We start from the raw sequence: 13,863 nt of genomic DNA on the forward strand, positions 1-13,863 counted from the left end.
AATGTGAGTTTCCTGATGCAGCTAGCGCTGCATCAACAAAGTTTAAGTACTTATTAGACAAAACACTAAACATCCCCTTTGTGTTTTCGCTAGCAAGTTAACACTTTGGGGTTTTATCCTTTTTAAATGATTACGGACTAAATTAAGTAGGAAATAGGTTTTCTACAGAGCCGTCGAAAACATATTTCTTATAGCAATTCATATATGCAAACATCAATTCAGTTTAAGCAATTCTGAAATGTATTTTTACTATAACAGGGGATATTTCAATTTTAAAATGAACTCAACATATAGTCAAAGCTTGTCCTTAAATATAATTTTTGATGGATCGAAGGAGAAAATAATGTTAGAAAATGAACCATCCGGGCATATTGACCCCCGTGCCTTAAAAGTCTGGTTTTTAAATGGTATTCTGGAAGGTTTTGTTCTTCTTTTATTTCCTATTTCTTACTTGATGATAGAGGAATTCTTCTGGAATCTGCCTGTTATCTGGGGCTGGATAGGAATTGCAGGCGTTACCATCTATACCATATGGAGATCAGTGGTAGCACCACAACTCAGGATGCAATTCTGGCGTTATGAAATCCAGGAAGATGAGATATACATCCAGCACGGTATTTTTGTAATAAAGCGAACACTCATTCCTATGATCAGAGTTCAGCATGTAGACACAGAATATGGTCCTGTGATGCGATATTTTGGATTGGCAACATTAAGGATATCGACTGCTGCTACCGACCATCACATCCCGGCCTTATCAAAGGAGAAAGCTTCAGAACTGATGGGGGAGATAGCATCTCTGGCAAGAGTGAGTGATGAAGATGTCTGACCAAAAACGCCAGCATCCCGTAATGATCATTCTGGAAATGATTAAGAATTTTATGTACGGGCTTCCTACACTTTTCTTTTTCACATTGGCAATAGCTGAGGATATACGCAGTACTGATATCACTCTCTTTTTATGGATATTGATCATCTTTACTATTGCTTTTTTTGCATATTCAGTACTGAAGTGGTACCTTTATACTTACATGTATGAAGACGGATATCTGCACATTAAGAGAGGGTTGATATTCAAAACAGAACGTTCTATCAAAAGAGAACGTGTACAGACCGTAAATATCCGTTCTGGTTTGCTGCAGCGTTTGCTGGGTGTCGCTACCATCCAGATAGAGACTGCAGGCGGTGGTGTAGAATCTGAAATAATCCTTAGTGCTGTGAAAGTGGAGGAAACACACAGGATCAAATCATATTTAGAGAATTATGAACCTCATGTGACTCATGATAACCATGAGGAAGGATTAGAATCAGAATATGAAAAAACAGCTACTTATGTTGTCCCTTTACGGGATATGTTTCTGGCAGGAGCAACTTCAGGCAGGTTCATGCTATTGTTTTCTCTGATAGCTGCCGTATTTTCCCAGTTCTATCCCTATATTCCGGAAAACTTCATGACATTTCTGATCGAACAGATAATACCTGCAAGCGATACAGACATTCTACTGATACTAACAGTACTATTATTGCTGCTGTTTCTGTCCTGGATAATATCGATTCTGGCCTTTATGGTCCAATATGCCGATTTTACCATTCTTCGTCAGGATGACTATCTCCATGTCTCGTGGGGAATGATCGAGCAGAAGCAATTTAGTTTAACGAAAGATCGAGTACAGGCCCTGTCCGTAAAGGAAGGATTGCTACGCCAGCCCTTTGGTTTATGTGCACTTACTTCAGAAGTAGCCGGAGGGGGATTCAAAGAGCAGAACTATATTACCATTATTTGCCCCATACTTCACAAAAGCAAAGTGAATGCATTCATGGAGAAGTTATTACCCGAATACAGGATACCCAAGTCATTGGAACCTCTTCCTTCAAGAGCTCGCAAACGTTATCTTTTCCGTGCATTAGCCTTTGTTCTAATATTGGTCATACCTCTCCAGACAGTGCCATATGGGTGGCTTAGCTTCATGCTTTTACTTCCTGCCTTCCTACTTGGGCTGTCGCGTTACAGAACAGGAGGAATAGATATCACTGGTAAACAGCTAACTTTCCAATTTCGCAACATAAACCGCTATCAGATACTGATGATACAGAATCATGTTCAATCGTTGGAAATTAGTTCCAATCCCTTCCAGCGAAGAAGTGATCTAAGTACTGTAAAGGCTTCAGTACTATCATCTCCATCAGGAAAGAACTTTAAAGTAGCGGATGTTGATAGCATGGAAATAAGAAAGATATGGGAGTGGTTCTCCCGGTCTTAATGATCCTTGTATGCACTACAGGAGAATAAAAGTCATCTTTAACCTTGTGTTGACAGCAATGCCTTCACTTTTGGCTTGTGCTCTGTGACCTTCAAATTTTAAGAGCAAATGTTACTCAATATAAATTTCAGTAGATTTATATTGTAGTCATTCATAATATCATATAGGAGTATTTGATGGGGGTCGGGTAGTTCAGTTCGGAAGCGTGCAGTATTTTCAGTATAACTTACTGTAATCTACATCTATAATATGAAAAGCAGCCCGAAGGAATCCCGGAGCACTGTCACTGTAGTTTAAACTACGGAGCACTATGCAATATGGTGGATGCTCAGAATATAATCATGGAGAGAAAAAGTATGGATAAAATGAATAAAGTGGGTCTTTTAGGAGCAGCGGCACTTATTGGTGCCGGGCTTGCAGCATTATCAGAAGAAAGAATAAGGGAATATGTCAAAGGAAAAGTTAGAGCAGGTACACTTAGTAAAGAGGAAGGCAAGATACTTGTGGAGGATCTTGTCAGCGAAACAAAAAAGCAAAGGCTCAACCTAGAAAAGAATGTCATAGAGAAACTGCACAGTTCAGTAAAAATGGCTGATAACGAGCTTGCTGAACTTTCGGATAGGATTGATGAGATGAAGATCAAGGAACTCGAGGATGAGCTTGAAAGGATGAAGAGTATAAGAAAAGCAGGAGTATGAAAAAAGATAGAACCCAGGAGTGTTACTTACCACAGTAAAACTCGCGGGATATTAGTGTTTTGTTCCAGATTGCAAATCTGGGACTTTCATTATATCCCAGATTCAATGAGATGTCTTGCAAAGAACGAACCTGATCCTTATGTAAGACAGACACTTGATTTTGCACTGATCGAGGACTTCGATCACCTTTATCGATACAGTTGCCTGTATGATTATCTAGAAGAGGGGGACCCTGACAATGTAGTCCAGAGTAAGACAGAGGTCAAACCCGGAAGGCCAACGAGTATAGAGCACCGCCATCCTGATGATAGTATGCGTACGCATTACGATAAGGATACGGCAGATATAAAGACCAGGATGAACTATCTTACCATTGTTGCAGGTGAGCAGCAGACCGAACTTTTCTATAAGTCCCATGGATTCATGTACGAGGATGAACTCACAAGGAACCTTTTCGCCGAAATCGCTGAGATAGAGGAACAGCATGTAACGCAGTACGGATTATTAGGGGATCCGCGGGAAACAATGCTAGAGAAACTTACAATGATGCAGTTATGTGAGGCCTATATCTACAATTCCTGTGCTCAAAGTGAGAAGGATTCCCGGATCAGAGGGATATGGGAAGACTTCGCAAAGATGGAGTATACTCATTTCCAGGCATGTGCTGACCTTCTTATGAAATATGAGAAACGGGATATCAGGGATGTTGTGAAGGCCGAAACAATAGAGCCACTCGTCATTTTCGAGCAGAATAAAGAGTATGTCAACGAAGTCATCGAAAACCAGCTTGATCTTTCACCACATGATATGCAGTATAAAAAGCTACGTGACGTGCCGGACAGCTGGTCAACTACCAAAGCAAAGTGAATAAAGATGGTGTTCCCAGCGAAGAGGTCGTAGGTAAGGCGAAGAGTGAACTGGCACAAAAAGACCAGTCAAAGAAGATCATGCAGATCAAGCAGGAAATGGCAGAGAGGATGGGGGAAAAGTCTGTCAGGATCAAAATAGAATTTTTTCTGAATATGAGGTTTCTTTAACTCCTCATATTCTCAGTTTTAAACGATTACGTTAAAAATAGCGTGTAAAATAAAACTCAGGCTTTTTGAAATAAGTGAATTGGCTACAAAATTCATTCCAGCAAAAGTATACCAATGCACTTGATTCTGTTTTTATTACAGAACCGAAGATCGATTCCCTGTTGTTCTGTCAGTTTCATCAGGTTGATACCTACGGCTTCAGGCGGGAAACGTCTTACATCTGGCTTAATACATTTCGCCTCGCAGGTATCACATTCATTGCATGCACCCGGCCTCAGCAACTGTGCATAAGTAAAACCATTTCTGAAAGCTCCGTACTCAAGTTCAAGCATTTTGCGAAAACTGCTTTTTCTCAACTCCGACCATGCTTTCAGGATATCATCCTCTCCGGATGTATCGAATTCCTCTGTCAGCAGGATGGCGTTGCTATATTCTTTCAGTATCACTCTGAACTCTTCGATCGAAATAATATGGGGTGGGCAACTGAGTCTTTTGCCATACCCCTTGCATCCATATTCACACTTCAGTCTCCCTCTGTTCTCAACAGGGATATCCGGGGCATCCAGCATGTAAGCTCCAAGGCCAAGTTCTTTGGCCTTGTCAAGAATTACCTTGGTTTCACGGATATTACCGACTTCCTGTGCGTTTCAGGATCACTGTTCTTTACAGTAAACGTTTGTTACTCTGTGAAGACGACCTTAACTTCCTTGACATCCCAGAGGGACTCAATCTTTTCCAGTATGTCTTCCCTGATGGCTGCTGCGAACTGGTGGTTTGAAGGCAGGTCCAGGAGAATACGTACATTTCCGTCCTCAACGTTGATCTTTGTTACCAGTTCGGTCCGGACTATATCAAGTCCGGCCATGGGATTCATTACATGTTTGAGGCGGCTTCTGACGACGTTCTCAGTGGTTGGTTCCTTGGCACTCACAAGGCCGTGCTTTTCCTCATAATCCCTGACCGCAGCCCTGAGGCCTTCGACTGCAAGCACGGAACAGTGGGCCTTTACCGAAGGAAGGCCGCCAAGTTCTTCTGTAGCCTGTTTCCAGGATATTTTCTTTGCTTCCTCTAGAGTCTTACCCTTGGCAAGCTCGGTGATTATAGAAGCTGTGGCAATGTTGGAGGCACATCCGTAGGACTCGAACTTCACATCTTCTATAACTGTTGTTTCAGGATCGACCTTCAGGTAAACTGCAACCATGTCGCCACAGGCGGGACTTCCTTCCAGACCCTTGCCGTCCGGTTCCTCCATTTTCCCAACGTTTCTGGGATTGCGGAAATGTTCAAGAACTTTCTCGCTGTATGGAAACTTCATTCTATCATCTCACTTAGTATTCTTATATTTTCACTTGTTCTCGTACAGGGGGCTAATCGCCCTGAGTTGTTCCACGATCTCTTTTATGGCATCGATAATTGTGTCGGCGTCTTCCATGGTATTGTACCTGCCAAGGGTAAAGCGCAGGGAACCATGTGCCCTCTCGTGGTCTCCTCCGATTCCAAGTATCACATGACTTGCCTCAAGGGAGCGGCTGAAACATGCAGAACCGGTACTTACCGCGAATCCGCGCATGTCCAGGTGAAGTGTCATGGATTCACCTTCCACATAGTGGAAAGTTATATTGGCATTATGCGGCACTCTCCGGGTGCGACTTCCGTTGAGTGTCACATGCGAAATCTCTTCCTCTGCTTTTTGTATTATATGGTCTCTGAGGGTTGAAAGGGATTCGTTCTCTTCAGGCGTCACAAGCTCCACTGCTTTAGCGAAACCTACCGCACCCGGGATATTTTCAAGTCCCGCACGGCGATTTGATTCCTGAAAACCACCATCCATCCACTTGTTGATGGGCGTACCCTTCCGGATGTACAATGCTCCGACTCCCCGGGGGCCATGAATTGTATGGGCTGACATTGTCACAAGATCCACGGGTATCTTACTGACGTCTATAGGAACCCTTGTATAACTATGAGTGGCATCAGTGTGTAGGAGCACACCCTTCTCCTTACAGAGCCTGGCAATGGTCCCAAGGTCCTGCAGAGTTCCTATTTCCTGGTTCGCATGTTGTATAGATACCAGGGCTGTGTTCTCATTTATAGCTTTTTTAAATTCCTCAAGGTCAAGGATACCTTCAGAGTCAACACTGATGAAATCCACCTTATATCCTGCTTTTTCGAAGGCTTTGGCAGTATTGAGTACCGGAAAATCCTCTATCTTTGAAACAATTATGTGCTTATCCTTTTTGCCCAGGAGTGCTGCAACAACTCCTTTAATTGCCATATTGCTTGATTCTGTTTCACCCGAAGTGAAAACTATCTCTTCTGCAGAAGCCCCGATAGAAGAGGCTATAGTCTGCCGGGCTCCCTCAAGAGCTTCTTTGGCATCGATTCCCATGGAATAGCCAAATTCAGAAGTTGCCACTGCATATATATCAAAATAATATGGTTTCATGGCATCAAGCACTTTTTCATCAAGGCGTGTGCTTGCTGCATTGTCAAGATATACCATTCTGTCTAACATATTACCTCCTTTTATTACGATGAGATTTTAAATGAAAAGTGTGATGCTGGCATCTTTTGCTTCATTTACGTAAGTACCGACAGCTCCGTAATCATCGATCCATTCCTCGTGTAGTTCTTCTTTTTTGATACCCATGATCTCCATGGTCATCTCACATGCCAGTATCCTGCCCCCGAGCTCTTTGTAGTCCTCCATAAGCTTTTCAAGGGGGGCAACATTTGCTTTTTTCATTCTCCTGCTCACCATCCATTTACCAAGGCCCAGCATGTGCATTTTTGAAAGCGGGCCTTTGTCGAGGCCGTTCTTCCTGAGCCGCTGCAAGCCCCAGAATGTGAAATACATTGAGGCTTCCATTCCCATGGCCAGAGCGCCATTGCCGATGATAAGTGCACTGTAAATTTTGTCAAGATCGCCGCTGTGCACCACAATTACAGCTTTTTTAGACATATTACCAGCCAGCCTATTTTTTTATCCTGATCTTCCATTCGTTGTCCTTTTCTTCGATACCAAGGACTTCGAGTCCCATGGACTCGCATGCCATGGGTATCTCCTTCTTTGAAGCCGGATGTGTACCCAATACAATTACTTCATCTCCAGACGATGCTTTTCTCAATGCTTTACGACATTCCACAAGAGGAACAGGGCAAGTCTGCCCTCTTACATCAATCTCTACTTCTGTCATATGGTCCTCCCAATCAAACCGGAGTCATGCAGCCGGTTAACAGTGTTAACACCGGCATTCCGTCAAATATGGTTCGTTGTTAACGAATCACAAAGATTAACATAACTCTTACAAACACTGCTATCTATTACTATTATCTAACACTATTTAATAGTGTTACCATTCTGTTATTCATGTGAAAGTTGATAGCAGGGAATATTGTCTGTTGTAAGTATCAAATCCGAACACATGGATATTGATGTTACCATTCTCAAAGGTTGCAAAGGCTCCATTATTATGACACCCGCAATAATCTGGTGTAGAGAAAAGGGATAGAAGTTTCCCTTTAAACCACCATTTATATCCATTTTTAAGAGCACTGTGACCTCTGACCATAAGGGAGAGTCCGTTCTTCTGCAGGAAGTCGAAGAGTACATCTTTGCCAAAACACTTAGGATGTATTCCTCTGGTCGATGATGTCATGCCGTATTCAGGGGATGGGTCATTCCAGAGGTATTCAAAAGACTCTTCTTTGCTGATGTCACTGAGATTCACAGGCCCCGGAATCCCGCCGTGGACACAGAAAACATCGCTGTTTATAACAGCAGCGACTGGCAATTCATTAAAGACTTTGCTTGTAGATGCCAGTAACTCTTCATTAAGGTCGATCTCCTGATAAAAGCCGTATCTGATATTCATTTCCCATGTTTCGTGGTTCCCTTTCAGGAGAATTATGTTTTCAGGCTCGGCAATCTTAAGTTTGAGTAGTTCAGAGAGAACACTTATTGAGTCAGTTCCTCTGTCAACATAATCTCCAAGCAAAACAGCAGTATCACATGCCAAACTCTGTCTTATCTTTAGCAGAAATTCAAGTGCCTTCAGGTTTCCATGAATATCACCAATCAGTATCGCACATTGGCTATCCACAGACACAACAGCTCTTTCCTTTTTGAATATCTCATAAGCCGGAGCCAGGAGTTCAGCAAATCTCTCAAGAGTAGTAAAGGCAGGCATTTATCACTCCTATTCTTTCAATATTCTCCTTATGAGGGCAAATCCTGTAAGATTAATTATGCCTATCAAGGTACCCCCTATCAGATTACGTGGGTTCTGAAAGGATATATCATTCTCGGGAGCGCTCGCAGCAGGTCTTAGATCAATACTCTCACTTTTTACGAGGAATATTTCTTTTTCCAGCACCTGGCTGGTATCAGCATCAGAAACGAATCTGATAACATACTCATTCCCGGCTTCCATGCCCCTGAAAAGGCAGTCATCCGTTGCATCAATCTCGGAAATGATTGCATCATTACTTTCGATTATAATTTTTCCTTTTCCCGGAGTATTGACTCTGAGGCTTACATGGTCTTTGAGTTCGATCATTTCCCCATCAGAAAATTTTAGTTCGCCGGGGAGATCCAGAATTTCCAGGATGGTTGGTGCGATATCCTCCTGTCCGTACTCACCGGCTATAAGAGTGCTTTCGACATCTATTGCTGATACGACAAAAGGTACTTTTTGGGCTTCGTCTGTACGTGCATACTTATCAGATTGATGCCCTCCTCTGGCATCAGCGCTCGCGAAAGCCATCCCATGGTCAGCGGTAAAGATAAATGCCATATTGTTCTCCCTGCATTTCTGGTACAGGGATAAGCAGGCATAATCAATGCCTTCGATGGTGGCGAGATACCCGCTGTCCTTCTTGTAGTGACCAGCGCTATCCACTGCGCCGACATTTATAGTTAACAAGTATGGTTGATCCGGATATTCACTCTGCATAAAGTCCATTACATCTATTCCGGTCTCTATTGCCCAGTTATCGTATATGTCATATCGTTCCTGGGATCCTTCATTAAATTCCTCTAATTCAGGCTGTAATATCAGTATATTCTCCTGCATAAGAGTTGTAATATCCATGGATATCTTTTTACTGGCAGTTGTCCGGATATTTGTATCGGTCATCATTTCCGGCCGATTTATGGAATTGGATGCATCGTGCACAATTGCATCCTGTTTGGCACGCAAGGACCAGAAGTCGCCTTTTTGCATGATTGCGAATGTTGAGTAATCGTATTCGTGTGCTACATCATAGATTGTAGTACCGGTTCCTTCAACGGTGTCGGAAAGGGCTTTCGAATAGCCTGTAACGAGAACAGAATGGCCGGCCTCTGTATAGGTTTGTGGGGCACGAACATCGAGTACCCTGCAACTCTGGTCAAATATCATAGATATGTTGGGTGTGCTGGCTTTACCAATAACGCTGCCATCAAGCGCATAAGGGGTAAATTCCGGATAGATGTAAGAGGAGCTGAGGCCGTCAACAATGAGAATGACTGCTCCATGAGGAGTATCGACCGGATTAACTTCCACGACCGAATATGCATTTACGGGCTGCAATAATAAGTTTAGCAAAAAAAAGAGTATAAATATTCCAAAAATAGTTTTTTGTAGCCTCGTTATTATGATCTTCATGAACTTATTGATGTGGCATCAATATAAAAATATTACTAATCGTAACTATTTTGTATGAAATGAATAAATAAAGTCTCTATAGTTATCTCTCACTTTTTAATCCGTTTTTGAGGAAAAGCGACAGGAAAAGTAGTATTGCACTGATAATGAATATTGTTTCAAATCCCAGAATGCCAAGGAATGCTCCGGTCAATAAGGGCATCAATCCAAGGCCTGCATAAGTGTATGTATTTAGGATTCCCATCGCAAGTCCTCTTTCAATGTTCATGTGGGATACTGCTACAGGTAGTCCGATCATGCCTGTTCCGGAACCTATGCCTATAAGGGTGAATCCTGCTATAGGGTTGTGAATTGCCACTAAGGTACCGATAGTTGCTACCATTATCCCTGCTTTGATCATGTGATCATACATGATGTTCATACGGCCGACCAAGATGTTGCTTGCCATGGCACTCACATAAAGTGCAGCAATGGAGAGGCCTAATGTTGTTTTACTCAAAAGGTCTTTACTATAGTCGGGATAGAATGCAATGATCACTCCTGTCAAGCCGAAGAGGAGAAAAGCGATGGTCCAGATGCGCAGATATTTATATCTGGTGAAGTTGCCGGCTATCCTGCTTATGTCTGGTCGGTCAATGAGGTTACTCATTCTCACTTTTTCGTGCTGACTGCTCCCTGCAAGAAACAATAGTCCTCCTGCAAAGAGTATGCCTGCTAAACCTGTGAACAGCATAATCCCGGCTTTTATGTGCCACTCTGCCATGTAGCCAGTCAGGGCAACTCCTGTTGCCAGTCCTGCGTTCAGAAGGAAATTGAACTCACCTATGTACCGGTTCCTTTGCTCATATTCGGATAGAAGTGCATAAGCCACTGGAAAAAACGCCCCGCAAGCGATGCCTTCGACCAGTCTGGCGATCACAAGGAGGTACAGGTTTTCAGTAAGTATGAGTGTCAATCCCGAAACAAGTGTCAGCAGAATTGCCAGAACCACAAATTTCAGCCGGTCATACCTGTCCGAAAAGAATCCGAAAGGCAGCATTGTGAGTAATGCTCCAATAAAATAACCAGAAAAGAGAAGACTGGATGCAAAAGCCCCGTACTTTCCATAATTCCCGGCAACGATTTCAGGCAACACTGGTATAACTGTGTTCGAAAGCCCCATTATCAGGAAAACGGTGGAGTAAAGTAAAAACCTGTTTTTGTCCATTTGTCCTCTTTTATTTCAAATTTGAACGGCTCTAAAGTTAATAGTTTTTGCGTGAGAATAATTTTATGTATATGTATGGAATGTTATCCTCATTTTGATGTCTGGTTTTTCTCTGATTTTCTGTTTTGTTTAAAATAATTTGCTAAATGTACTTAATTTTCAAAAATATTTTAGTTTGTTATTTTTTGTATAAGTTAATTAATAATTAAAGATTAGAAAAATTATTAAATTTAATATTACAAAATATTATATGTAATTACTAATAATTACAGCATCTAAAAATTTATGCATACGCAAAAGTATATACTAATTTAATATTACAAAATATTATATGTAATTACTAATAATTACAGCATCTAAAAATTTATGCATACGCAAAAGTATATACTAATTTAATATTACAAAATATTATATGTAATTACTAATAATTACAGCATCTAAAAATTTATGCATACGCAAAAGTATATACTAATTTAAGATTTACAAATATTATGATTTTTATTTATTCTATCATATAAAATAATATTAATTTTTTAGCCAAAATTATTTTAATATTTTTCTGTGCATAAATGTATTCCTATTATAGTTTTTAGTAGCTTTGCATGCTTTTATTATTAAACTAAATACAAAAATATGTTAGACTATAATAAATATTTATTTACCTATCATAGTACTATATTAAAAATTTAAATAAATTAAAATTGAAAATTTTAAAATAAAGATTTAATATAATAGTCTAAGTAATTATTTACAATTAAAATTAAAATTTATTAATTAGATAGCTACCTATATAATAACATTGTAATTATATGCCAAATGTCTATCCGGACTTATATTATGAAAGTTTTATAAAATTATTGAAATTAAATATTTACAAAAAGTTGTGTAGATCTGTATTTTTTTATATTACTAGTTAATTAATTTTTATATTTGGTATTAATTAATAGTATTTTTATAATATAATTATTTTACTGTAAAGTCTACCAGATTCAAATACATAACAAAATTATAAAATTATGGATATATAATCCGCATATGTTATCAAGAGATTTAAAGAATAAATTTAATTCTCTTTTTTTACAAAAAATTAGAGCCCTTGTAATATAAGCCTGGAATTAGCATTGTTCGGATTTAAATCTTCTGTTAAAATTCACTAAAAAATTCATACTTCAAAATTAAATATAGTAATTAAGTAAATAAAATATGTTTTGTTACAAAGTTTCTTTGATATAAATGATGTAATCAATGTTAGGTACACTTTAAAATTTGTCAAAGTAGATACTTGAGTATATAGGAAAAGTACTCCAACAGGAATGATAAATAATTTAACAAGGTTACTGTTTTGGTGAAAGTAATTTATAAATAAAGTGAAACTAATAATTATTTATAATGTTCATTTAGTAATTTTTATTCCAAAGTACTATTAATTAAGACTATTTTTATATTAATGTTTTTGCTTCGTTTAGTCTATAGGTTACAAGTAAGAAAAACAATTATAACATTAGCGCAATAATAATATTGTTAGGACTTGGAAAATCTATGTAAGATTTACTTGGAATCTATGATCTATGGGTTTTCCTGACAAAATTAGTTATTTTGTAATATTAGAGCTACTTTATATAACTAAAAGTAATAATACCTTATTTTTGTTCAGATATTGACTGAAAATAACTTAAATAAAATTCATACAGTATTTCTTGCATCCATTTTTGGAAAATAGTCTATTTTTTGGCCAAAATCGGCTTTTCTCAAATAGTTTATTCTTATAGACATTAGTATGGATTTACAAAGTTAGATGGAAGGGTATGTTTTTCTTAACTCGATTGTTACAAAGACTATGTGAATAGGTATATTCCCACCTTCAACCGCACGATTATTTGCAATAAAATGTGGAAGATAGTATAAGCATGCTTTTAGTGTTTTCTATTCTTATAGTATATGTTATAATTTAGTATCACCTGCATAGGAGGATAATATTTGCAAATTAAACTCAACTTTTTGTGGGTTTAATTTAAAAATTATATTCCCAATATGGCTATGCTTACTTACTCCTATTTGATGTATGGGGTCTATACCATATTGTCTGAAAACATATATATAAATATAGCATTAAAATAATATGAATATAAGCAAATATTTATGCAAAATTAGTCTATAATTACTAATAGTAATGAAACGATAACAAAGTATTATGTTAACTCTCAGTTTATGTGAATAAGTGCTAAACGTTTGATTCGCACCTAGACGAACAATCGTTAATTTATACATTGTACAATATAAAAATAAATAAGTACACATTATATTATTATAATTATATTATTTGTGTAATGTATAGTAACTAAAAATAGTTACTGCAATATTATATACTTTAAAATACATATTAAACTATTCATGAATTTTTGACAACATTTATTACTTTTTTAGTGAATATACATACAATTTTATATGCTTAAATATTCAAATATACATCAAAAAGTTCTTGGAAATCATCAAATTTTTTGCGGGCTCTATACAGATATTGACGTACATATTTTTTACCGGCTGCTTTAGCGAACATACTATCAATCTCCGCAGGAGTGAAAACGGTCGAAAGTTTTTTTTGGGGGATTGCCTGTAAAACCTGGAGGTCTTCACTGGCTTCTTCCTGATATTCACTGGCAGGCGTTATGGAAACTTCTTCCAGGGCCGGAGTACAGTGGGGATCACAATCTATCAAATGTTCACCAATCCATATCCAGAATGCATCATATATGATGGCATACAACTGCTCACAGTTAGTGCATTTAGCAGCTACGGCATTCTGGTCATCATATATATGATAACTAATGCTGACGACATCCGCATTGCATTTGCTGCATGCGCCAATGAAGTTTTGTTCGAGGCCTTTCAGGGGAAGTTCCGTTTTTTTATGGAACAGAATGTTTTTTTTAGGATCATATATGTAAGACATAAAATCACCGGAAGAACTGAGAGTTGGTCTTATGTCGATATCCTATAAGATTTTTTAGGTCA

14 protein-coding genes are annotated in these 13,863 nt (G+C 38.8%); 5 read left to right on the forward strand and 9 right to left on the reverse strand.

What is annotated here, in order from left to right:
• The first annotated feature begins 343 nt into the window (after positions 1-343).
• From CUN85_RS05755 to CUN85_RS13150, 5 genes are all read left to right on the forward strand, one after another.
• Entirely contained in the window at positions 344-829 is a 486-nt protein-coding gene (locus CUN85_RS05755; RefSeq protein ID WP_135389385.1) for a PH domain-containing protein, read from the forward strand.
• Positions 822-2,261 carry a PH domain-containing protein gene (locus CUN85_RS05760; RefSeq protein ID WP_135389386.1) on the forward strand — a complete coding sequence of 480 codons (1,440 nt, stop codon included), beginning with the start codon at positions 822-824 and terminating at the stop codon, positions 2,259-2,261. Before CUN85_RS05755 ends, CUN85_RS05760 begins: the two co-directional genes overlap by 8 nt.
• Before the next feature lie 356 nt (positions 2,262-2,617).
• A complete protein-coding gene (locus CUN85_RS05765) occupies positions 2,618-2,959 on the forward strand; it encodes a hypothetical protein (RefSeq protein WP_135389387.1) in 342 nt (113 codons plus the stop codon).
• A gap of 105 nt (positions 2,960-3,064) precedes the next feature.
• Positions 3,065-3,826, forward strand: a complete 762-nt coding sequence (locus CUN85_RS05770) for a hypothetical protein (protein WP_205804372.1) — start codon at positions 3,065-3,067, stop codon at positions 3,824-3,826.
• Positions 3,823-3,996, forward strand: coding sequence for a hypothetical protein (locus CUN85_RS13150; protein WP_205804374.1), 174 nt, complete (start codon positions 3,823-3,825; stop codon positions 3,994-3,996). The genes CUN85_RS05770 and CUN85_RS13150 overlap by 4 nt, the downstream gene beginning before the upstream one ends.
• Before the next feature lie 92 nt (positions 3,997-4,088).
• On the opposite strand, the gene CUN85_RS05775 is transcribed toward CUN85_RS13150, so the two are convergent.
• The 9 genes from CUN85_RS05775 to CUN85_RS05815 form a co-directional block, all read right to left on the reverse strand.
• A complete protein-coding gene (locus tag CUN85_RS05775; protein ID WP_135389388.1) occupies positions 4,089-4,565 on the reverse strand; it encodes a DUF2284 domain-containing protein in 477 nt (158 codons plus the stop codon).
• A 110-nt stretch (positions 4,566-4,675) separates the two neighbouring features.
• Entirely contained in the window at positions 4,676-5,311 is a 636-nt protein-coding gene (locus CUN85_RS05780; protein WP_135389389.1) for an iron-sulfur cluster assembly scaffold protein, read from the reverse strand.
• A 30-nt stretch (positions 5,312-5,341) separates the two neighbouring features.
• Complete coding sequence (locus CUN85_RS05785) at positions 5,342-6,511, reverse strand: cysteine desulfurase family protein (RefSeq protein WP_135389390.1); 1,170 nt, start codon at positions 6,509-6,511, stop codon at positions 5,342-5,344.
• 27 nt (positions 6,512-6,538) lie between these two features.
• Positions 6,539-6,958 (reverse strand): DsrE/DsrF/DrsH-like family protein, encoded by a 420-nt coding sequence (locus CUN85_RS05790; protein WP_135389391.1) that lies wholly within the window; start codon positions 6,956-6,958, stop codon positions 6,539-6,541.
• A gap of 13 nt (positions 6,959-6,971) precedes the next feature.
• Entirely contained in the window at positions 6,972-7,193 is a 222-nt protein-coding gene (locus CUN85_RS05795; RefSeq protein WP_135389392.1) for a sulfurtransferase TusA family protein, read from the reverse strand.
• 171 nt (positions 7,194-7,364) lie between these two features.
• Complete coding sequence (locus CUN85_RS05800; protein WP_135389393.1) at positions 7,365-8,186, reverse strand: metallophosphoesterase; 822 nt, start codon at positions 8,184-8,186, stop codon at positions 7,365-7,367.
• Between the two features lie 9 nt (positions 8,187-8,195).
• Positions 8,196-9,569 (reverse strand): alkaline phosphatase family protein, encoded by a 1,374-nt coding sequence (locus tag CUN85_RS05805; RefSeq protein ID WP_167848804.1) that lies wholly within the window; start codon positions 9,567-9,569, stop codon positions 8,196-8,198.
• A 157-nt stretch (positions 9,570-9,726) separates the two neighbouring features.
• Positions 9,727-10,851 carry an MFS transporter gene (locus CUN85_RS05810; RefSeq protein ID WP_135389395.1) on the reverse strand — a complete coding sequence of 375 codons (1,125 nt, stop codon included), beginning with the start codon at positions 10,849-10,851 and terminating at the stop codon, positions 9,727-9,729.
• A gap of 2,449 nt (positions 10,852-13,300) precedes the next feature.
• Complete coding sequence (locus CUN85_RS05815; protein ID WP_135389396.1) at positions 13,301-13,801, reverse strand: hypothetical protein; 501 nt, start codon at positions 13,799-13,801, stop codon at positions 13,301-13,303.
• Positions 13,802-13,863: the final 62 nt, after the last annotated feature.

This window comes from Methanolobus halotolerans, assembly GCF_004745425.1.
Lineage (GTDB): Archaea > Halobacteriota > Methanosarcinia > Methanosarcinales > Methanosarcinaceae > Methanolobus > Methanolobus halotolerans.

Excerpts from the sequence above, each read along its gene's own strand:
- CUN85_RS05755 (WP_135389385.1), top strand. The coding sequence starts at position 344 with ATGTTAGAAAATGAACCATCCGGGCATATTGACCCCCGTGCCTTAAAA.
- CUN85_RS05760 (WP_135389386.1), top strand. The coding sequence starts at position 822 with ATGTCTGACCAAAAACGCCAGCATCCCGTAATGATCATTCTGGAAATG.
- CUN85_RS05765 (WP_135389387.1), top strand. The coding sequence starts at position 2,618 with ATGGATAAAATGAATAAAGTGGGTCTTTTAGGAGCAGCGGCACTTATT.
- CUN85_RS05770 (WP_205804372.1), top strand. The coding sequence starts at position 3,065 with ATGAGATGTCTTGCAAAGAACGAACCTGATCCTTATGTAAGACAGACA.
- CUN85_RS05775 (WP_135389388.1), bottom strand. The coding sequence starts at position 4,565 with ATGCTGGATGCCCCGGATATCCCTGTTGAGAACAGAGGGAGACTGAAG.
- CUN85_RS05780 (WP_135389389.1), bottom strand. The coding sequence starts at position 5,311 with ATGAAGTTTCCATACAGCGAGAAAGTTCTTGAACATTTCCGCAATCCC.
- CUN85_RS05785 (WP_135389390.1), bottom strand. The coding sequence starts at position 6,511 with ATGTTAGACAGAATGGTATATCTTGACAATGCAGCAAGCACACGCCTT.
- CUN85_RS05790 (WP_135389391.1), bottom strand. The coding sequence starts at position 6,958 with ATGTCTAAAAAAGCTGTAATTGTGGTGCACAGCGGCGATCTTGACAAA.
- CUN85_RS05795 (WP_135389392.1), bottom strand. The coding sequence starts at position 7,193 with ATGACAGAAGTAGAGATTGATGTAAGAGGGCAGACTTGCCCTGTTCCT.
- CUN85_RS05800 (WP_135389393.1), bottom strand. The coding sequence starts at position 8,186 with ATGCCTGCCTTTACTACTCTTGAGAGATTTGCTGAACTCCTGGCTCCG.
- CUN85_RS05810 (WP_135389395.1), bottom strand. The coding sequence starts at position 10,851 with ATGGACAAAAACAGGTTTTTACTTTACTCCACCGTTTTCCTGATAATG.
- CUN85_RS05815 (WP_135389396.1), bottom strand. The coding sequence starts at position 13,801 with ATGTCTTACATATATGATCCTAAAAAAAACATTCTGTTCCATAAAAAA.